Source organism: Sphingopyxis sp. SE2, assembly GCF_032227185.1.
In the GTDB taxonomy this organism is placed as follows: domain Bacteria; phylum Pseudomonadota; class Alphaproteobacteria; order Sphingomonadales; family Sphingomonadaceae; genus Sphingopyxis.
Genome location: NZ_JAPMXW010000009.1, coordinates 141,571 through 159,585, shown reverse-complemented (window position 1 = coordinate 159,585; position 18,015 = coordinate 141,571). Strand labels below are relative to the sequence as shown.

The 18,015-nt window shown below is 62.4% G+C and carries 16 protein-coding genes and 2 pseudogenes; 6 read left to right on the top strand and 12 right to left on the bottom strand.

What is annotated here, in order from left to right:
• Positions 1-14 precede the first annotated feature (14 nt).
• From OVY29_RS23305 to OVY29_RS23275, 7 genes are all read right to left on the bottom strand, one after another.
• Positions 15-1,625: a hypothetical protein gene (locus OVY29_RS23305; protein ID WP_209612851.1), complete on the bottom strand. Its 1,611-nt coding sequence runs from the start codon at positions 1,623-1,625 to the stop codon at positions 15-17.
• Positions 1,626-1,773: 148 nt separating this feature from the next.
• Entirely contained in the window at positions 1,774-2,448 is a 675-nt protein-coding gene (locus OVY29_RS23300) for a hypothetical protein (protein WP_126849525.1), read from the bottom strand.
• Positions 2,449-2,459: 11 nt separating this feature from the next.
• Complete coding sequence (locus tag OVY29_RS23295; RefSeq protein ID WP_313912371.1) at positions 2,460-3,035, bottom strand: DUF2726 domain-containing protein; 576 nt, start codon at positions 3,033-3,035, stop codon at positions 2,460-2,462.
• A gap of 5 nt (positions 3,036-3,040) precedes the next feature.
• Complete coding sequence (locus OVY29_RS23290) at positions 3,041-3,241, bottom strand: hypothetical protein (RefSeq protein ID WP_126849526.1); 201 nt, start codon at positions 3,239-3,241, stop codon at positions 3,041-3,043.
• Positions 3,242-3,284: 43 nt separating this feature from the next.
• The gene (mobF, locus tag OVY29_RS23285) at positions 3,285-6,347 is read right to left on the bottom strand and encodes a MobF family relaxase (RefSeq protein ID WP_313912370.1); all 3,063 of its coding nucleotides are present in this window, start codon (positions 6,345-6,347) and stop codon (positions 3,285-3,287) included.
• Positions 6,348-6,350: 3 nt separating this feature from the next.
• Positions 6,351-8,663, bottom strand: a complete 2,313-nt coding sequence (locus OVY29_RS23280; protein WP_313912369.1) for a type IV secretion system DNA-binding domain-containing protein — start codon at positions 8,661-8,663, stop codon at positions 6,351-6,353.
• Complete coding sequence (locus tag OVY29_RS23275; RefSeq protein ID WP_010405779.1) at positions 8,653-8,943, bottom strand: hypothetical protein; 291 nt, start codon at positions 8,941-8,943, stop codon at positions 8,653-8,655. The genes OVY29_RS23280 and OVY29_RS23275 overlap by 11 nt, the downstream gene beginning before the upstream one ends.
• A gap of 706 nt (positions 8,944-9,649) precedes the next feature.
• Between OVY29_RS23275 and OVY29_RS23270 the strand changes: the two genes are divergently transcribed.
• Positions 9,650-9,868 carry a hypothetical protein gene (locus tag OVY29_RS23270; RefSeq protein WP_126849486.1) on the top strand — a complete coding sequence of 73 codons (219 nt, stop codon included), beginning with the start codon at positions 9,650-9,652 and terminating at the stop codon, positions 9,866-9,868.
• Between the two features lie 335 nt (positions 9,869-10,203).
• On the opposite strand, the pseudogene OVY29_RS23265 reads toward OVY29_RS23270, so the two are convergent.
• Positions 10,204-10,986, bottom strand: a pseudogene (locus tag OVY29_RS23265) (IS110 family transposase); the annotation flags it as partial.
• Positions 10,987-11,120: 134 nt separating this feature from the next.
• Here OVY29_RS23265 and OVY29_RS23260 point away from each other — a divergent pair.
• Genes OVY29_RS23260 through OVY29_RS23250 form a run of 3 tightly spaced genes read left to right on the top strand, consistent with a single transcriptional unit; the run spans position 11,121 to position 14,715 of the window.
• Positions 11,121-12,350, top strand: a complete 1,230-nt coding sequence (locus OVY29_RS23260; protein ID WP_066489022.1) for a site-specific integrase — start codon at positions 11,121-11,123, stop codon at positions 12,348-12,350.
• Positions 12,347-13,714 (top strand): tyrosine-type recombinase/integrase, encoded by a 1,368-nt coding sequence (locus OVY29_RS23255; RefSeq protein ID WP_313912368.1) that lies wholly within the window; start codon positions 12,347-12,349, stop codon positions 13,712-13,714. Before OVY29_RS23260 ends, OVY29_RS23255 begins: the two co-directional genes overlap by 4 nt.
• Positions 13,711-14,715, top strand: coding sequence for a tyrosine-type recombinase/integrase (locus tag OVY29_RS23250; RefSeq protein ID WP_066489027.1), 1,005 nt, complete (start codon positions 13,711-13,713; stop codon positions 14,713-14,715). Before OVY29_RS23255 ends, OVY29_RS23250 begins: the two co-directional genes overlap by 4 nt.
• A gap of 122 nt (positions 14,716-14,837) precedes the next feature.
• Here the strand turns inward: OVY29_RS23250 and OVY29_RS23245 are convergent.
• From OVY29_RS23245 to OVY29_RS23235, 3 genes and pseudogenes are all read right to left on the bottom strand, one after another.
• Positions 14,838-15,077: pseudogene (locus OVY29_RS23245) on the bottom strand (IS110 family transposase); the annotation flags it as partial.
• A gap of 103 nt (positions 15,078-15,180) precedes the next feature.
• Positions 15,181-15,405, bottom strand: coding sequence for a hypothetical protein (locus OVY29_RS23240; protein WP_126849487.1), 225 nt, complete (start codon positions 15,403-15,405; stop codon positions 15,181-15,183).
• 290 nt (positions 15,406-15,695) lie between these two features.
• Positions 15,696-16,346, bottom strand: a complete 651-nt coding sequence (locus OVY29_RS23235) for a DUF998 domain-containing protein (protein ID WP_313912367.1) — start codon at positions 16,344-16,346, stop codon at positions 15,696-15,698.
• Positions 16,347-16,503: 157 nt separating this feature from the next.
• On the opposite strand from OVY29_RS23235, the gene OVY29_RS23230 reads away from it, so the two are divergent.
• Both OVY29_RS23230 and OVY29_RS23225 read left to right on the top strand, forming a co-directional pair.
• On the top strand, positions 16,504-17,013 hold the full coding sequence (locus OVY29_RS23230) for a hypothetical protein (RefSeq protein WP_126849489.1): 510 nt from the start codon (positions 16,504-16,506) through the stop codon (positions 17,011-17,013).
• Positions 17,014-17,357: 344 nt separating this feature from the next.
• Positions 17,358-17,531, top strand: coding sequence for a hypothetical protein (locus OVY29_RS23225; protein ID WP_209612848.1), 174 nt, complete (start codon positions 17,358-17,360; stop codon positions 17,529-17,531).
• Between the two features lie 67 nt (positions 17,532-17,598).
• On the opposite strand, the gene OVY29_RS23220 is transcribed toward OVY29_RS23225, so the two are convergent.
• Positions 17,599-17,958: a hypothetical protein gene (locus OVY29_RS23220; protein WP_126849490.1), complete on the bottom strand. Its 360-nt coding sequence runs from the start codon at positions 17,956-17,958 to the stop codon at positions 17,599-17,601.
• Positions 17,959-18,015 lie beyond the last annotated feature (57 nt).

The window sequence follows — 18,015 nt, the reverse complement described above, 5'->3', positions numbered from 1 at the left end:
CTGCCTGATAGCCGCTAGATGATCGCCGCTGCGATCTGACGCAGTGTCTTTACGAACGTGTCGAGCAATTGGCGCCCCTGCATGGCCGCCGGGGCGGTGTCGTCGACCCCCGCCCGCACTTTGCCGCTCGCGATGTTGCCCGAGCCAAGATGGGCGTCGGCGAGCCGTAAATCGTAGATCCCGAACAGGGGTGCCGTCATGCTGCTTGCAGCAGCCTCTCCGAGCAGGCTGCCGATGAGCTTTTCGAGCGCCTTGTTCGAGCCGGGCTTTTTGCCGTCCTTTTGCTTGGGCACGGCGAGCGGCGAGAGGACGGCGTCGACGTCGACCCGCTCCGTAAACAGGCGGGTTACTTCCTTCGAGAGCTCAAGGAGGCCGTCTGCCTCAGCCACCTGAAATCGGTGCGCCCGGCGTAGCAATGTGGGAACTGCCTTATCGGCTCGAAGCAGTGGGAGCCCGTATTTCGCCTTGAAGGCCGTATCAATCTCGTCGAGCGCAACTGAGAGCTCGGACTCGGGTGCGACGGTGGCTGCTGGCCTCACCTCCATTTGGGCGGCGAAAAGCTCCGCGGACACACCACCGTCGGGCGTCACGTTGTGAGCACTCCACAATCGTTGCTCCCACGGATCGAGCGCGCCGATATCCTTGGCGAAGACAGTGATGAGGCCGAGCCGATTGACCCCGAAATGCACGTTAGTGCTGGCACCGAGCGCGCCAGTCTCCGCGCTGTACCAGTGCAGCGTCGCGCCGCGATGGCGCATGAGCGCGGAGACCACGGTCGGGTCGAAATAGAGCCAGGACGACACGCCGGCGAGATCCTCTCCTGACGCGCGCCGACCATCATTCTCCAGCGCGAAACTGGTCGAGTGAGGATCCTTATCGCCCCGGATGCGGGTACTGCGTCCTCCCGCTTGAACCCATTCCGTCCGCCACATCGCGCCCAATATGCTGAAATGATCGGTTGGCACGGGCCAGCGGCCATTGCTGATGCGCCCCTCGCGCGTGTCCCTTCCTGCCACCTCGTCAAACGAGTCACCAGGCCAGCTGTGAACGGGTTTGTCGGCGGTGACGGCGGTTCGTTGCCAGTAGCTTGAGCAGTAGAGGGCCATGGCACGCGCGCTGAGATAGTCGCCCAAAAACTCAGCCCGGATCTCAAGCAGCACGGGTCGTTCGTGGTGGTCTCGCTTCAGTCGCGCAACCTCGGCCCAACCCTCCGAAGGCCGAAACCAGCTATCGCCCTCGCGTAAGAGCTTGAGGGCGACGATCAAATCAGGATGCAGATGCCAGATGTGGAGATGTTCGTCCTCGAGATATTGGTCGATCACGAGGTTTACACCGATCGGCTCATCTGCTCTGCGATAGAAGAGATCGGACGCACGATAACCCCAGGGCTCCATGCCGCCCCGATGTGCGGCAACGCCAAGGTCACTCCATCCGATCTTTTCGCCATCAATCCTCTTGGTGTCGTAGATGGCGGCAGTAGCGATCCCGGTATATTCCTTTAACTCCAGGATACCCGGTTCCGGGGGGCTGATTTCCACGTCGGCGTCATGGCGCAGCGGTATCCATGGCCGCCCCTGGAGGGCGTGGACGTCGCGCAGCTCGAAATACTTTTGTTGGATCGGCATGGTTATCCCTGACTGGTCTATCCCCAATACAGCTAACTGGGGAAATCGGGCACCGGCTTCTGCAACAAGGGGCGCAAAGCGAGGGAATTGTCATCAGTGACACTTTACCCAGCGTTTCCAGGTAAAGTGTCACGGGTGGCACCAGCAGCTAGAGGCTTTCTGGTTGCGATAGCATGAGGCGGGTCCTGAGATTGCCATCGGGCCTTCGATGCAGGTCGATACTATACCCGCTGCGCGGCCCGAAGGTCATCAATTCCGCGACAGTCTCGTACGACGTGTTGGGTCCGAAATAGCGCGTCGTTCCGTGCCAGTTCTGTCCCTCGATCAGCCGCATCCGGTAGGTAGCTGACGGCACCGGAACGGTGACCCGGCTGTTGGCAGCAACGTAGATCGACAGCGCGTGGTTATTTGTATCCGGGTCGAAGAGCTGAACCACAGCATTGGCCTCGCTCGTCACGATTGTCAGAGAGCTTCTGCTGACGATGCCGACCATGTTTGCCGGCACCGTTACCGATCCTGTTTCAGGAAACGGTGCCGCCTTCTCGAAATCCGGTAGCCACCCTTTACGCTGGGCCTCTCCGTACATTGGGACCAGGATTGAGGTCGCCGAGAGCAAGATTATCCACTTCTGCCACGGATGCGAGACCATACGCGGCGTGGACCTGTGCCGATGTTTCCGACCAGAACCGACATCCTTGCCGTCGAACCACAGGTCATGGTGCTCAAGCCGCCCCTTCTTGTCGATCCAGGCGGCACTGCCGAGGCGAGCGCCGCTTTCGCGGCGGCGACGCTCGTGCATATAGTCGCGATCATCGAGACCCATCGGCCGTCTCCCTACGCGGCTGCGAGCGCGACGCTGAGCGCCGCCTCGCGAAGATGACCGACGGCGGCCAGCGCTGCCGGGACGGTGGGCCGGGCCGAGGCGGGGATGCGGATTGTCTGATAACCCGCGTGTGCGGTCATCGCATCGCGCTTCCGGTCTTTCTGAGCGTCGTGCGTCCGGTCATCGAGTTCGACCAGGGCGACGATCTTGCCCGTCGTTTGATCGAAGATCACGAAATCGACGATCTTCTGGGAAAAGGCATTGCGATCGGCCGGGGTAGACCTGCGCCCCAGTCGTTTGGGAACGGTGAGCAATGCGCCCATCGCAACCTGAGTGTGAACCCGGTACATCGGCAGAACTTCTTCCAGCGCGAAGAGCATCGCCTGCTCGCGAGACGTCAGGAAAGGCTTCGCGACCGGTGCCGGAGGAACCGCGCTCATACCGTGCGACATGAGAAAGAGCACGACCGCGACGCCGATCAGGATCGGTACCACCAACGGGTGTTGGGCGAGATAATTGGGAAGATGAGACATGGGGATTCCCCTTTTCGGTTTAGCGCCGACCGCCTCGCGGCGATCACGCGCCAACGGTGTCAGTTCCAGCCGTCCTTGCGGCCCTCGTTGCTGTCCCGCAGCGTGCGGCCGTCGATCGCCGAGCGGCGGATCTCGAGTTCGACCTGGTCGCCCTTACGGCGGGTGCGGAAATCCGCTTCGCTGAGGCCGTTGCGGCGCGCATAATCCTCGGCCGCTTTTTCGCTGCCAAACTTGCCGCCTTCGTCAAAATCCCATGCCATGGTCGGTCTCCTTCATTCTGGCCGGCACCGCGCCGACGCTGCGCTACAAATCGAGCCCCAGGCTGCGCTCGGGCAGCGGGGGCAAAAGGTCGCTCTTGTCCGGCTTCAAATCGGACGGCGCCTTGAGGTCGCCGGCCTTCGCCGTGGCCGGGGGTGGCGCGACCGGTCCGTCCGGGACCGGTGGCAGATCGGCGAAGATGTCGGGCTGATCGACCATGTTGATGCCCTCGATCGGACCCGGGTCGAACTTCGCCGCGGGCGCCGGTCCCTTCTTGGCGTCGATATCGAGGCGACCGACCGTCTCGAGCGCGGAGGTCTTGTTGCCGGGATTGAGATCGAGCTGGCGCTCGAGCTTTTCCCGGTTGTCCACCACCATGGTCAGAACGTCGCGGACGCGCGTCACGCCGACATTGAACAGGCGCTGGTTGGACAGATTGCGCTCATGACTGTCCATGACCGTGATGGCTTTGTCGGTCGTGATGCCCTGCGCCATGTGCATGTTGAGCGCGTAGGCAAGGTCGAGACGCGACAGCATCGGATCGCCCAGATCGAGCGTCAGCCTCTGCTGCCCGGCGGTCTCCACGGTGACGCCATTGGCATCGACTGTCAGCACGCGGGCGAGCGCCGCGTTGTGGAGATCCCGCGGCTTGTCGTTGGCGGTCCAGCGGATGCGGTCGCCCTCCCGCACGTGGAGGTCCTTCTTCTGGGTGAGCTCGAGCCGGTCGCGTTTCTCGGTCGGCGAGAGTTTTTGCGGGTCGAACCGGATCTTCCGGCGGCCATCGCTGAGCTCGACCCTGCCGTTGGGCATAACGCGGGTGACATCGTACCGGCCTTTTCCGAGGCCGATGTCCTGCGCACCGCCGCGGCCGACATCGAGCGTCTGGCCGGGCTGGTAAGTCGACGCGTAGCGCAGCTCTTCGCGGGTCAGATTGACCCGTTCATAGACGGTGAGGTGGATGGCCTGCCCCCTCACGGTGCCCTCGGCCGCGAGGCCGTCCTGAATACGCTGATTGATGATCGCACGGGATTCCCGGCCGGACGCGAAGACGGCGGTCGCCTCGCGATCGCCCGAGGACAGTGCCAGCCACATGTCGGCGGCGGTCTCCGGCGCGCTGGCGCTCTCATGGACGTTGTCGCCCAGCACCTTCATCGCCTCGCCGGCCTTGCCGACATTGGCGAGCGCCGCGACGGTCCGCAGCGTATCAGTGCGCTGGCGGATATTCTCGTCCATCCGCGCCATGGTGCCGCCGGCCGCCTGGATCATCGCGAACGACTTGCCCGCGTCGATCGAGGAGAGTTGCTGGCGGTCGCCGACCAGCACGAGTTTGTCGACGCCGAGCGCCTCGGTGATCCGGTGGAGCATCAGCATGTCGTCGCTCGAGACCATCGAGGTCTCGTCGACGACAAGCATGGCCCCTGCGAACTTCGCCTGCGCAGCCTCGAACCGCGGCGTGTCGCGCTCGGTCACGAACCGTTCGTTGGCGAGAACGAAAGAGGCGATCGTCTGGCTCTTGATGCCGGCACTTGTCGCAAGATCGGCGATCATCTTGTTCTGGAAAGCGAGACCGAAAACATTGCGGCCCTCACTCTCGGCGACCCGGGCGACCGCCTGCAGCATCGTCGATTTGCCGGCGCCGGCGACGCCCTGAATGGTGACGGTGCGATCCTCAGACGCCAGGATCAGCGTGGCCGCGGCAAGCTGCCCGGCATTGAGCGGGCGATCCGCGGCCGTCTGTAGCCGTGCGGGCGCATCGGCGGTCTGGACGATCGGAGCGGCTTTTCCCGCACCGGCCTCGACTGCCTTGAGGATGCTCTCTTCGGTGCGGAGCGCCTCCTGCGTGGTGACCATGCTCACGCCTTTGTCGCCGGCGCGGACGACGCCGGGGATCAGCTGCCGGTTCTCGATCAGCTGGCCGATGCGGTGCTCGACGGTGTCGATCGTGACGCCCTTCAATCCCAGATCGAGCGCGGTCTTCGCCAGCAGGTGGACGTTGAATGCCGCCTCGCGTTCGGAAAGGATCCGGACGGCGGACGCGACGGCGAGCTGCGAGCGGGCTGTCGCGGGAGACTGGGTGACGCGCGCGAGCCCTGAATCGACCAGCGGATCGTGCGGGCGAAGGAAGCCGCCGACCAGGTCGCGCGCGCCGGCGATCGCGTCGCTGACCGCGCGGAAGCCGCGCTCAAGCCGGCCGTCGGCGGCGCTCAGACCTGAGCGTGCCTCGGCCGAAGCGAGCAGGCTCTTTCCGTCGAAGCCGAGCGCCGCTGCCTTGTCGATCCAGCCTTTCAGCAGCCCGTCGCGGTCATCGACATTGAGTTTGGGATCACGGGTGTTGGTGGTGATCCCGTCACGGCCCTTGGCCGAGACGATGCCGAGTGCCGCCGCCTTTTCCAGGATCGCCTCGCGGCGCTGGCTGAAGGCGTCGATCACCGCCTTGGGCACGCCCGCTATTTCGAACGTGCCGTGTTTACCCTTGAGCTCTACGCTGTAGCCAAGCTTCTCGAGGCCGGCCCTCAGATAGGCGTGGTAGATGGCGCCGATCGTCGTGTTGCTGCTCCAGATCTTGTCGGCGTGGAGCGCCTGCCATTTGCCGTCTGGCATCTGCGTCAGATTGGCGACGACGGCATGGACATGGGCCTGCGGGTCGAGCGCGCGGCTCGTGTCGTGCTGGAACAGCGCATAGACCAGATTGCCGGTTTGGACCGGGACCTTGCGGCCCTCCACATCCTTGCGACCCTCGGCGAGATTCTTCTCGACCCATGCCATCGTCTTCTGGACGGCAGCCATGTTGGCCGCGAGCACGCGTTTGTCGCCGGCGACATAGGCCATGAGGGACACCGACTTAGGCGCCGAGAAGGTGAGATCCACGCCGTTGCGGCGGTTTTCCACTTGGGCGACGCCCTCGCCTGACGGCAGCGTCCCGCTCAGGATTTCCTCGAACGCCTGTTTCGAAACCTCGCCTTCGAGGCCGAGCGTCTCGGCCCCCGCCCCGCCCCATTCGCTCTGCTCAGCCGAGCCATCGGCGGTGTAGTAATTGTCCTTGAAGTCGTCCTTCGCGAAATAGTTCGCGGCGCCCGAGGCGGAGCGGACCGAGGCGACCGAGAGCACGCCCTAGATCCCCATATCCATGCCATCGGAATCGCGCCCGCTGGCAAAGCCTTCCCGCAGCTCGACCAGGGTCTGATCCTCGACCTGGGCGGCGCGCGGTTGCGCGTCGCGACCGTCGCGGCGCTCCTCGCTGGTCCGGGTGCCGGCGGCCTGCTCCTCCGGCTTGTCGCGCGCTGTCTGCGCCTTGTCAGCCGCATGGATAGCGGGCGTCGTCTGCTCGTTCCGATCGTCGGTGCGCTGCGCCGCGCGCATCGTCTCGGCATTCTCCTCTTCGGTCGGAGTGCTGAGGATCCGCGCCGCCATCTCCTTTGCGAGATTGGTCGCCTCGACCACCTCCTCCACGATCTGGACGGCGCCATCACGCCCACCTGCCTCGCCTCCTGCGCCGTCCTCTTCGGCGAACACTTCCTCTCCGCGCCTCGACCGCACCGGGCTCATGGTGGGTCGCGCGACAAACCCCTGGGCGACCTGGGGATAGTCTTGCCATTCGAGCAGAATGCGGGCCGCCGGAAAGCCATCGGGGAACTTCACGAAGCCATGCATCGAAGGCAGGTTGGTGATGTCGTCGGCGATCACGAGCGGTTCGACCTGCTTGCGCGGGGTCAGCGTCGAGGCGTCACGATTGTTGTTGTAACCATAGCTGTACGCCTCATCCATCTGACGCACTTCACGGTTGCCGATGTAGCGCGCGCATTGCTCGGCCGTGTCGAGGTCTGCGGTTGCCAGGATGAGCTTGGATCGGGCGAGCGAGGCGAGATTGCGGGCGCCCTGCTCGCCATAAACTTCGACCAGTTTCTCGAAGCTGTGGATGCCCAGGATCATCGCGCCGCCGAATGCGCGCGCGGTCTGGAGGCCATTCTCGATTGCCGGCAGTTTGTGGAGCGCGCCGAGCTCGTCGAACATGAACCACATGCGCAAGGAGCGGGTGCGCGGCATGGTCATGAGACGGTTGATGCACAGGTCCATCCAGAGCGTCAGCAGCGCCCGGTTCATCGCCAGATCGACATAGTTTGAGGTGATGAAGAGGATCGCGCCGGGCTGCTTGTCGCCGGTGATCCAGTCGCGGATCGAGAACTGCTCGCCCTCGTCGGGCAGGAAGCGCAGGACCTGCGCATTGGTGTTGAAGACGGCACGGATCGATTCCGCCATGCGGGCGGCTTCCGGGGCGGTCAGCGGGTCGGCGATGGTGTTGGCGAGGAAACGGTGAACGCGCTTCAGATCGGCCGTCATCAGGTTTTCGCTGAGCGCCAGATTGGTGGTCTGGCCGCGCTCCTGGAGGCGGACGCACATTTCGATGAACAGCGTGCGCGCCGCCAGCGCCCAGAAGGGCTCCGAGGATCCACCGTCCGACGGGATCAGGGCTGCAGCCGCCGCAGTGAATTCGCTGTGCGTGCGGCAATCGTTGAAGATCGACCAGGCCGGGCAGCGTTGGTCCATCGGGTTGAGGATCGTATCCCGCTCGGGATCGTAGAAGGCTTCGACATAGGCGCCTGTCAGGTCGAAGATGACCGCATTGTCCTGGCGCGCCCGCATCTGCGCGACGAGACTGCGAAGCTCGGTAGTCTTGCCCGATCCGGTCGTGCCGATGAGCATCGTGTGCGACTGCTCCATGCGGTGCGGATAGGGCACGCCGGCAAGCGAATAGGGGTGGTGAATGCCGCCGGCTTTCCGCTCGGCAAAGGGCAATCGGAGCACCGCCGAAGGGCTTAGCCGGGGGAAGAATTGACGCGCATCTTCCTCGAATTTGGCGGCGTTATGCTGGGCGATTTCGGCGAAGAGGACATCGCGCTCGACCAGCATCGCGCCGCGTTCGTGGCGTTCCTGGAGGATGGTCTTGCCGCGCCGCCGGGAGATATCGACGAACCAGATCGTGATCGGCGCGATGACGAAAACCGAGACGAGGATCGAGCCGATAAACGCGTGGACCGTGGTTGCCCACGCCTTTTGGACGGCGGGGATATAGGGCACGGCCGGCATGATCGTTTTGTAGATCTCGCCGTTCGGCAGCGTGACGTTGACGCGCTTGTTGGGATTGAGGTCGACCCAGTTCCAAAGCGCCGAATAGAGCTTCATGCAGACGAGCTGGAATCCATGCTCGTCGAGGCGCAGCGAAAGGATGATGAACCAGGCGGCGAGGAAGGCGAAGAACCAGGCGATGATGGGCAGCTTCGCGCCCGAAAACCACATCAGCATCTCATGGGTGAGGAGCTGGCTGCCGCGTGTGAAATTGCCCGAGTTGCGCTGAACCCGGCCCCGCGCGGAGTGATGGGTCAGCGGGATGTTTTTCCCGTTCGAGCGGATGTCCTCACGCGCCATGATATTGAACCAGGCGCTTGTCGGTTTCGGCGACGAGCCGCTCGCGAAGCTCGGGATATTGCTCGCGGATGATGATGTCCAAAGCGAGCTGCTGGAACTCGCTGATCCGTGCAAGACGGCGGTGGCTGGCGGTCAGCAGATCGGACGAGGAGAGGAAGACGTCCAGCGCCGACCGGATGATGTCGGCGACGCTGAGCTTGCGCTCCGCAGCGATGGTGCTCAGCCGATCCCACTGGGTCCGCTCGAGCCGCACATTATAGTGCCGGTAACTGGTAGCCAAGACCAACCTCCTAGCAGGGAGGCTGGTGGGGACTGAAGAAGGCCTGACTTATAGCCTAGAGGCTGGCACGCGGCAAGTTGATCGTCGAGTGCCAAACCATCGTAGTCGTCCGTACTACGCTCAAGTGGCGGATTTGTGTGGCTTTTACGCGCCGCAAGAACCATACTACAATGTAGTCGCCTTTCCATCCGCGCTAAACCGTTGCGCAGCAACGGAAACCTTGCACCTTCAGGTGCGTAGGGTGTGCATATCCTCAGAGACCGATACCCTGTCCCTGGGCTGTCTAGCGATGTCTGCTGGGGTGCCCGTTACCGGGGCCGGCTGGGGACCGCTCCGCCTACGGGCGGAACGTGCATAGCGTCTGCTGCGAAGCAGTCAGGCTGCGCGATCGGGGACGGGCAAGCGAGCGATGCCCTCCCCCATGCGCGCCGGGACTTTGGTCCCGAAGCGCGCATCAATGGGGGCCACCGGCCCCATTGGCCGGGCGAGGATCGTAACCCGGCAGGGCGGAGACAAGGCAAACGCCTTGGCTCCGTGAGCTTTGATCCCGGCGTCCGTCCAGGACGACGGGATCTCTAGCGAATAGAGCCGTCATCGGGCGATGAGCCCGATGCGCCCCCGCCTTCACCTGCTTCTTCCGGCGCGCTGTAATCGCCGTTATAGTCACGGTGTTCACAGCCCGATTAGCGTTGAACACGAGGCCCTTATGGCAAAGACACTGGAACAGGAGCGTTTGGCGTTCGAAGAGGATGCGCGTCGGCTGGAAGAGCGGCGCAGAAGGCTCGAAGAAAAAGAGCGCGAGCAGGCCATTTCGACGGTCGAAAGATCAGGCTTGCTCAAGCTCGAGGCCAAACGGCTGGCGGCCCTCACCGACCGGATCAAGACCCTCGGAATCGAGGCAGTCGAGAAGCGGCTGGCAGCCTGACCCTGACCCGCCGCGCCAACGGCGCGGCACGGACATGGGGGGTTCGATGCCCCCCATGTCCGTACCTCTCCCAGCAAAAAAAACGTATGGCCCGCCCCGTTTGCAAGTAGGATTTTACGGTGTTCTGATCAGTCTGCGTCAACGTATGCGGTCTCACGGGAGCATCCCGTGGCCAAGATGGACATCCGCACGTCTGGAGCCACAATAAGGGAACCGGCAACAGGTGCCATTTTTTTGCCCGGGCTTTCCAGACGCCGATCGACTGTCAGGCCATCTTCACGATCCTTCCTGCAAACATCGTTGGGCTACGCGTGCAGAAGCACGCAGCCGATCCGTTATGCCGCTGCTGGATAGCCGCGTTCGAAGCTCACTTCTTTGCGGAGGGCTGCCCAAGCGATCCGCGCCAGTTTATTCGCCAATGCGACGACGATTGCGTTGCGATGAACTCCTCGCTCGATCATTCCTGTTAACCAACGTCCCAGCGGGGTTTCGCTGCGCGCCAGTGACGGTAATGCTGCCCGGGCGCCATGGATGAGCAAAGTGCGCAAATAGGTGTTGCCACGCTTGGAGATGCCGAGCAGCCGGGGCTTGCCGCCGGTAGTATGTTGCCTGGGTACCAGGCCGAGCCAGGCACCCAAGTCTCGCGCTTTGGCAAAGCTGCTGGCATCGCCCACGGCTGCAATCAAAGCGGTTGCGTTCAATGTACCGATGCCGGGGATGGACGTGAGCCGCCGGGCAGCTGCATCATTGCGAGCCAGTTCGACAAACTCGCCGTTCAGTGCCTCGACCTTGGTATCAAGTTCGTGCCATTCGGCACGCAGTTCACCCACCAGTTGCTTCAAGCGTGGTGATAGGGTCGTATCTTCGGCGGCCAGCATGGCATCAATGCCCAGCTCCAGCTTGCGCCGTCCGGCCGGGAAAATGGTCCCCCGCTCCAGCAGGATCGCCCGCAGTTGGTTGATGAGGTTTGTGCGCTCGGCTACCAGGCGGGACCTGACGCGGTGGAGGGTCTGGATGTCCAACTGCTCCTGAGTCTTGAGTTCGACGAAGCGCATCGTCGGGCGCGAGGCGGCCTCGGCAATCCCCTCCGCATCACGATCATCATTCTTCTGCGCTTTAACTAATCACGAGGTCCCCATAATGCGGAGGAACGCGGCCTGATTGGCGGATTTTCGTTGTTTTCGGATCGACTTGCTTCGCATTATTTGGCGCCGAACCTCTGCGGGTCAATAGACCAGCAGAGGAGCCGCCAATGTCGGATAAACATCACGAACTAATCGCCACACTTAAGTCGTCGCTTATCGGTCAGCGATACAGCCCGGTGGTGGCGAGGAATTACTGCGCCTACGCTTCTGGATTTCTCGATTATCTGGAGCAGCGGGGTATCCCCGTCACGGGCGTGATCGACGTGCATGTGGAACGATATCTGCGGCACGCAATCGTCCAGTTCGAAAAGCAGCGTGGTCGACGTCCCAGTGCGCGCTGGCACGAGGTCCCACGCTCCGGAATTCACGCACTGATGCGGCTTGTTCACGGCCAATGGCCGCCAGCCATCAAGCCAGCCTGTGAGGCCGATGAGGTCCGATTTTCAATCTGTGACGAATACGAAATCTGGCTGCGTGAGGAACGCGGGATGGCTTGCGCGAGCGTCGCAGCGCTGATGTGGGAAGCCCGGAACTTCCTGGCTTGGCAGATCGATTGCGGAAACGACGGCTTGGCGGATCTGAGCGTCACTGACGTTGACCGTTATATGGATTTGCGCGCGCCGAAACTGACGCGCTGTTCGCTGAAGTCTGTGGCAGAGCGGCTTCGCTCGTTGCTGCGCTACCTCCATATCACAGGTCGCGTTACGACGGATCTGTCAGGGCATGTGCTGGCGCCGACGCTTTATGCATATGAAGGCGTACCTTCGGTCCTGAGCCGTGGGCAGATCATCGCCGTTCTGGAGAGTGCCGAGAAGGACAAGTCACCGGCGGGGTTGCGGGATTATGCGATCCTGCAACTCCTCGCAGCCTATGGTCTGCGGTCAGGTGAAATCCGCCATCTCCGGATCGAGGACATCGACTGGCGAACGGAAGCCATCCATGTGCGTCACCACAAGACGCGAGCCAGCACATTCCTGCCCCTTCTTGAGCCGGTCGGCGAAGCGGTGCTCGCCTATCTGCGATCCGGGCGCCCCTCGACCGATGCCAGGGAGATCTTCGTTCGTACACGCGCGCCCTACCGAAAGCTCGATAAGCTATACAGCATGGTTCGGCGGCGGCTCCGTGACGCTGGCGTTCAACCGCCTGGTAAGTGCGGCCCCCACATCTTCCGTCATGCGCGCGCGGTCGAAATGCTGCGCGCCGCGGTGCCTCAAAAGGTCATCGGCGACGTGCTGGGACATCGTTCGACAGGATCGACGGCTCCCTATCTCAAACTTGCTACCGAAGACCTCAGGGCCATCGCGCTAGACGTGCCGGGAATGGAGTTGGTGGCATGACCGCACGCTGGCCCGATCCCGACCGAGCGATCATTGGCCGCTATGTCGCGAGCCTTGATCTGCGCAGCACGAAAAGCCGAGCCGGTTATGCCCAGGTCTTGCATGGCTTGCAGGATGTCGCTGAACGTTACGAGGCACTGGATCAGGAAGTGCTGCTGGCCTGGCTACGAGAATCGGCCGTTCGTCGAGCGCCGTCCACGCTCTTGCACCGCACCCGCATCGTTGACCGGTTCCTCGAACGCCTGGCGAAAATCGGCGCGATCCAACGCAATCCCGTCGCCGCTCTGCGCGATGAGTGCAATATCAAGCAGTGCATGCCGATCTGGCGGGCATTGGCGTCGCGGAATCCGCAAGAGGCACTTGCCGAACTCCGCCAGCCCAGACCGTTCGGAAGCGTGCTGGGCGAAATAATGGCCGAGCATGTCGCGATGATGCGGCGCAGAGGATACAAATACACATCGCAGCCCCAGTTGCTTTTGCGGTTCGACCGGTTCCTCCAGTTGCATCCGGGACCGGAAGCCGAGCCGCTGAGCTCCATGATGGATCGATGGGCAGCAACGAATGGCACGCTTCATCACGCTGAGGAATGCGAAAAGCTCGCGCGCGTCTTTGCGAAAATCCTGCGTCACCGCGACCCGTCGATACCCATGCGCCGACCTGACCCGAGACCGAGGAAGGAGGCCTCCAAGCAATGGCGAACGCCTCATATCTACTCGCCTGCCGACGTTCGGCGGATGCTCGAGATCGCACGTAACTACCCGTCGCCGCAGGCACCACTTCGCCCACAGAGCATGTACACCATGCTGCTCCTCGCCTATTGCGCGGGCTTGCGGCGCGGTGAGCTTGCCCGTCTAGATCTTGGTGATGTTGACCTGCACGCGGGTAGCATTACCATCCGGCAGACCAAGTTCTTCAAGACCCGCATTTTGCCACTACCGGGCAGCGTTGTAGTCGAGCTTCGGGCCTACATCGATGCGCGCCGGCGTGCCGGTGGATCACAGGACGCACGGTCGGGTCTGTTCTGGCACGAGCGAGGCGACGGCCATTACACCCCGGAAATGATCACCTGGTTGCTCTCCGACGTCATACGCCGCGCCGGGTTGAAACCATTGCGAGGAAAAGCAGGCCCGCGCGTGCATGACCTGCGCCACTCGATGGTCGTGAACAGAATCCTCGAATGGTACCGAACGGGCATCAATCCGCAGGAGCGCTTGCCGTTCCTTGCGACTTACCTCGGCCATCGGGATATCAACTCCACGCTGGTCTACATTACGGTCACGCAGGAGTTGCTGCACCTCGCCAACGAGCGGTTCCGCACGATGGGCGCACAATGCCTCAGCCTGGGGCGGGAGGCGCAGCCATGAGCAAAGCCGACCCGTTCCCGAAACTGTTGCGCGCGTTCTTCTACGAATGGCTGGTCGAGCAGCGCAACGCGTCCATCCATACGGTTCGCTCATACCGTGACACCTGGCGGCTGTTGCTGCGGTTCGTCGCACAGCGTGCAGGAAAGAAGGTGGTGGTTATCACGCTGGCCGATCTGACCGCCAGCGCCGTCATTGCGTTCCTCAGCCACGCCGAACATGAACGCGGCGGCACAATCGGCACGCGCAACTGCCGGCTTGCCGCGATCCGCAGCTTCTTCCACTTCGTGGCCACCAAGGATCCCGCGTCGATCGCCCAATGCGTCGAAATCCTCCATATCCCGATCAAGCGTGCTCCCGTGTCGGCGCCGAGCTATCTGGATCCGGCGGAAGTGACGGCGATCCTCGCTCAGCCAGACCGTTCGACCGTTGAGGGTGCGCGCGACCATGCGCTGTTCTCGTTCCTCTACAACAGCGGCGCACGGATACAGGAAGCGCTAGATCTATGCCCCGAGGCGATCCGGTTCGAAAGCCCGAGCTGCGTGCGTCTGACCGGCAAGGGGCGGAAGGAACGCATCTGCCCGCTATGGCCGGAAACGGTCCTGCTGTTGCGCAAACTGCTCGAGCGGCAGCCACGGGCGCCTGACCAGCGGCTGTTCGTCAACCGCTATGGCGAACCCCTCAGTGCCTCGGGGGTTCGGTTCAAGCTTGCTGCCTACGTGAGGTCTGCGGCCGAAACCATGCCAACGCTATGTGCCAAGCATGTGACGCCACATGCCTTCCGCCACGCCACCGCCGTGCATCTCATCTCGGCGGGCGTCGACGTTACAATCATACGCAGCTGGCTCGGCCATGTGAGCCTCGATACAACCAACCACTATGCCAGGGCCAATCTGGAAACGAAGCGGAAAGCCCTGGAACAGGTCGCCGCTCCGACCACACCTGGCGGCAAACCATCCTGGAAACGCGATGCAAGCGTGCTCGCCTGGCTCGACAAGCTCTGAAATAATGAGGAGGAGCATGGCCCAGAAAGGCGAAAATCCGCCAATCAGGCCGCGTTCCTCCGCATTATGGGGACCTCGTGATTAGTCCGCTTATGGCGAGGTGAGCATAAGCGGACATACGGGCGCACGTACTCCGGCGACATCAATCTGATTTCGTGCCCCTGCGCGGCGAAAAGTCGACCAAGGTGGTGGGCACCACAGCACGCCTCCATTGCAATCACGCAAGCCGGAAGCTTGGTCACGTAATCGATAAGTGTCTGTCGGCGCATCGACTTACGCACGATGACAGCGCCTGCTGCATCAACGCCTACGACACTGCAGGCATTCTTGCCCAAATCAACGCCAAGGATCACAATAGACATCGGTCCGCTCCTTTCCCTTTCAAGCACCAGCATCATACCTGATGCTGGTGAAAAGGGGCGGGCCATCCCATAAGGGAGAGGCCGGAGCCCCTCCCATGATCCTTCAGAACTCGTCGGACATCCGGCCCGGGACCGTGTGGACCACCCGGTCGATGAGCATCATCGGCAGCGCGTTATAGTCGCCTTCGTCGACCGCGATGTACCGTCCGGGCGCGTCCTCAATGACGTGTTGGTCGAAGAAGCTGTGAAGCGCGCGACGCTCTGCGAAGGCCAGCGCGGCGAGATAGTTGGCGGTGTCGGCATGGGCGGCGGTCGAGATGATCTGCATGTTGTCCTCCTGTCGTCTTAAATGACAGGGGAAAGGTCGTCGTTGAGGGAGCCGCCGGGTCAGGGACGCCGGCACAGCCGGCGCCGCGAAGCGGCGGTGGGGGTCACGATTTTCTTCGGCGGCCACCGCCGCCGAAAGGAAGCACTGCCGCTCGCTCCGCCGAAGAAAATGGTGGGGCCCCGCCGTCCTTGACGCGGTGGCTCCCTCAACGACATGCTCGGAATTCTGTGAGAGATTTTATCCTCTGATGGGCACGCATACGGTTGCGCTTGGCGCCATCTGAACTTCGCTTATTCGGGCTGCGCAAGCCTGATGCTCGCCGCGGCCTTGAGCCACAGACTGTTCGAAAGGAGCCAGACCATCAGGACCGCCACGAACAGGCGGTTGGTGATCCCATAAGGCGCGCCCCTGTGCAGGGTGAGGTATTGCGCGACGAAGGCGAGGAGGAGGACGCCGGCGAGTGCCAGGGCAGCCACCCGGTGGCGCTTCCACTGCGGGTCGAAAGTGTAGCTCAGGCTCAGACAGATCGATGAGAGCATGATGCTCACGATGTTCACGAGAAAGCTGATGTTGTGGATATCTCCCGTCCGTGTGGATGCCGCGGTTTCGAGATCGGTCGGGAACACCGCCGTGACGATCAATCCCGCAAATGCAACGATGAGGAGGCCCGCGCTCGCCCTCCCGAGCCACGATTTTGGTCCTATCCGCAGTAGGCCCGTTGCTAGCGCCAGACAGCCAAGCGAGATCGATAAAAAGGCGCTCGTCATGATCGGGTCGAAAGCACCGATGGCATAGTCGCTGATCATGTGATCCGCGATCGTATAGTCGGGTCGCAGGACGTGCAGGAGCAGGAGCGCTGCGATGAAATAGGAAAAGAGCAGGAGCGCCGCTGTGGCAAGCCAAACGACACTACGCGATGGCAGATTGGAACGCTCTTTCATCGTCTGCTTTCCCGCTGAGCCAGTATCCCGACAGACTATGGTATCGGTTACTGCTTGCAAGCGTAATAGGCCCTGCTGATCTGCCAGATGTCGACACCGCTTATCCGCCGAAGATGTGGCAACCTGGACTTAAGACGCGACATCTACGAAGCGTGCGATGAACGAACAGGTTTCTATCGCCGCCGCCGACACCATCGCATGGGCAAGTGTCCATGAGACGGTAAATGCATGGCGCGGCCGCTGCCTGAACGCGTTTTCGCGCGCCGAATATGCCGTGTCCGAGGCGCTGGACCGGTTATCGCAGGACGCGGAGCGGGGAGCCCTGGTAAAACTCCCCCATCTGGTAGGCCAGCGCTTCGAGGCATTGGCCGCTGCGATCGCCGCGAACGGGCCATTCGGTGACGGCGCGGCCCCGGTCCTCAAGGCGCTCGAGGCGTTCCGCGCACATGACAGCGTCCGCGCGCCGCTTTGCCATGGCTTAGGCAAGATCAGCGTCGATCAGGCTGGTCGTTGGACATTAGTCGTGCGGATGACGTCGTTCAAAAACCGGCGTGCGGAGCGGACCATTTTCGTCTGGGAGGAAGAAGAAGCGCGAAACCTGGCCGACCGGATTCATGCTGACGCGCAGCGCCTTCAGTCCAAGCTGATCCTCCTATCCCCGAAATAACGAACGGCATTCCCGCCCGTAGCGGACGCTGGTCGATGATGGCCTCGTCCGGGATTGGAGAAGGTGAGGAGTGACCTTCTGGTTGGTTCAACCAAGTCGCTGTGTTAGTCCCGGCGGGCGCTGCAAAACGGGCAGCGCCGGGACTGGTAATCCCGCTGAGAACGGCAACTCGGTGTGATCTTCACGCCGGGGTGCCTGCGCATATGTCCAGGTGCCTCGGCACTAAAAGCGTAGGCGCATGTCTCGGCGTGTTACCAGCCCCGGCTCCCGCGCCCAGCGCGCGGGAGTTGTTGGGCGGGCGCACCAGCACTCTCGCGGCATGAGCGCGCCTCCGAGTGGGCGATATGGAACATCACGAGAAGGACCCGGCCGTCACCCGGGCGATGGCACTGGCGCTGATGCGGCAGGCTCACAATCTGCTTCAGAGCGTGACGGAGGAAGCGACCGCGACACAGCTCCAAGGGGCGATCGACACGCTCTTGCGAAACCGCCCGGATAAGGTTTCCGCCATAGCGTGACGGCGGCTGCTTCCAGGGCGCCCTCGAACCCGAAAGGGCGGCAGGTTTGCACCTGCCGCCCCGTCGTTCATTTCTTTTTTCCGCCCTGCTTGAGGGCGGTGATTACAGCCGCGAGTCCAAACAGGATCTCTGCGAAATTGTGCCATTCCATCGCTTTGTCTTCCAGCGATGGGGACGCGCCCCCAGATTGAAGGGGTATTACGTTGCAACGCGCTTGCTCGGTGTTTTGAGAGGCCGAACCTCTATATTTCCATGTTTCGCTTTTTGATCTGGGTTTGCTGTTTGCTGGTTTTTCGGGTTCGCTGTTTGGATCTGAGTTTTGCTGGCTGTTTTCGGTTTGCTGTGTGTCTGGTTTGCTGAGTTTTGCTGGTTTCGAGTTTTCGGTTTCGCTGGTTCTGGTTCGCTGTCCATGGAAGGGCGTGGCCACGCCCTTCCGAGAGAGATCGTGGCCGGCTGTGACGATTTCAAGGCTTGCGCCAGATAG

What these genes read in the sequence shown, in the direction of transcription:
- OVY29_RS23305 (WP_209612851.1), bottom strand. Translation starts at nt 1,625, where the DNA reads ATGCCGATCCAACAAAAGTATTTCGAGCTGCGCGACGTCCACGCCCTC.
- OVY29_RS23300 (WP_126849525.1), bottom strand. Translation starts at nt 2,448, where the DNA reads ATGGGTCTCGATGATCGCGACTATATGCACGAGCGTCGCCGCCGCGAA.
- OVY29_RS23290 (WP_126849526.1), bottom strand. Translation starts at nt 3,241, where the DNA reads ATGGCATGGGATTTTGACGAAGGCGGCAAGTTTGGCAGCGAAAAAGCG.
- OVY29_RS23280 (WP_313912369.1), bottom strand. Translation starts at nt 8,663, where the DNA reads ATGGCGCGTGAGGACATCCGCTCGAACGGGAAAAACATCCCGCTGACC.
- OVY29_RS23270 (WP_126849486.1), top strand. Translation starts at nt 9,650, where the DNA reads ATGGCAAAGACACTGGAACAGGAGCGTTTGGCGTTCGAAGAGGATGCG.
- OVY29_RS23260 (WP_066489022.1), top strand. Translation starts at nt 11,121, where the DNA reads ATGTCGGATAAACATCACGAACTAATCGCCACACTTAAGTCGTCGCTT.
- OVY29_RS23255 (WP_313912368.1), top strand. Translation starts at nt 12,347, where the DNA reads ATGACCGCACGCTGGCCCGATCCCGACCGAGCGATCATTGGCCGCTAT.
- OVY29_RS23250 (WP_066489027.1), top strand. Translation starts at nt 13,711, where the DNA reads ATGAGCAAAGCCGACCCGTTCCCGAAACTGTTGCGCGCGTTCTTCTAC.
- OVY29_RS23240 (WP_126849487.1), bottom strand. Translation starts at nt 15,405, where the DNA reads ATGCAGATCATCTCGACCGCCGCCCATGCCGACACCGCCAACTATCTC.
- OVY29_RS23235 (WP_313912367.1), bottom strand. Translation starts at nt 16,346, where the DNA reads ATGAAAGAGCGTTCCAATCTGCCATCGCGTAGTGTCGTTTGGCTTGCC.
- OVY29_RS23230 (WP_126849489.1), top strand. Translation starts at nt 16,504, where the DNA reads ATGAACGAACAGGTTTCTATCGCCGCCGCCGACACCATCGCATGGGCA.
- OVY29_RS23225 (WP_209612848.1), top strand. Translation starts at nt 17,358, where the DNA reads ATGGAACATCACGAGAAGGACCCGGCCGTCACCCGGGCGATGGCACTG.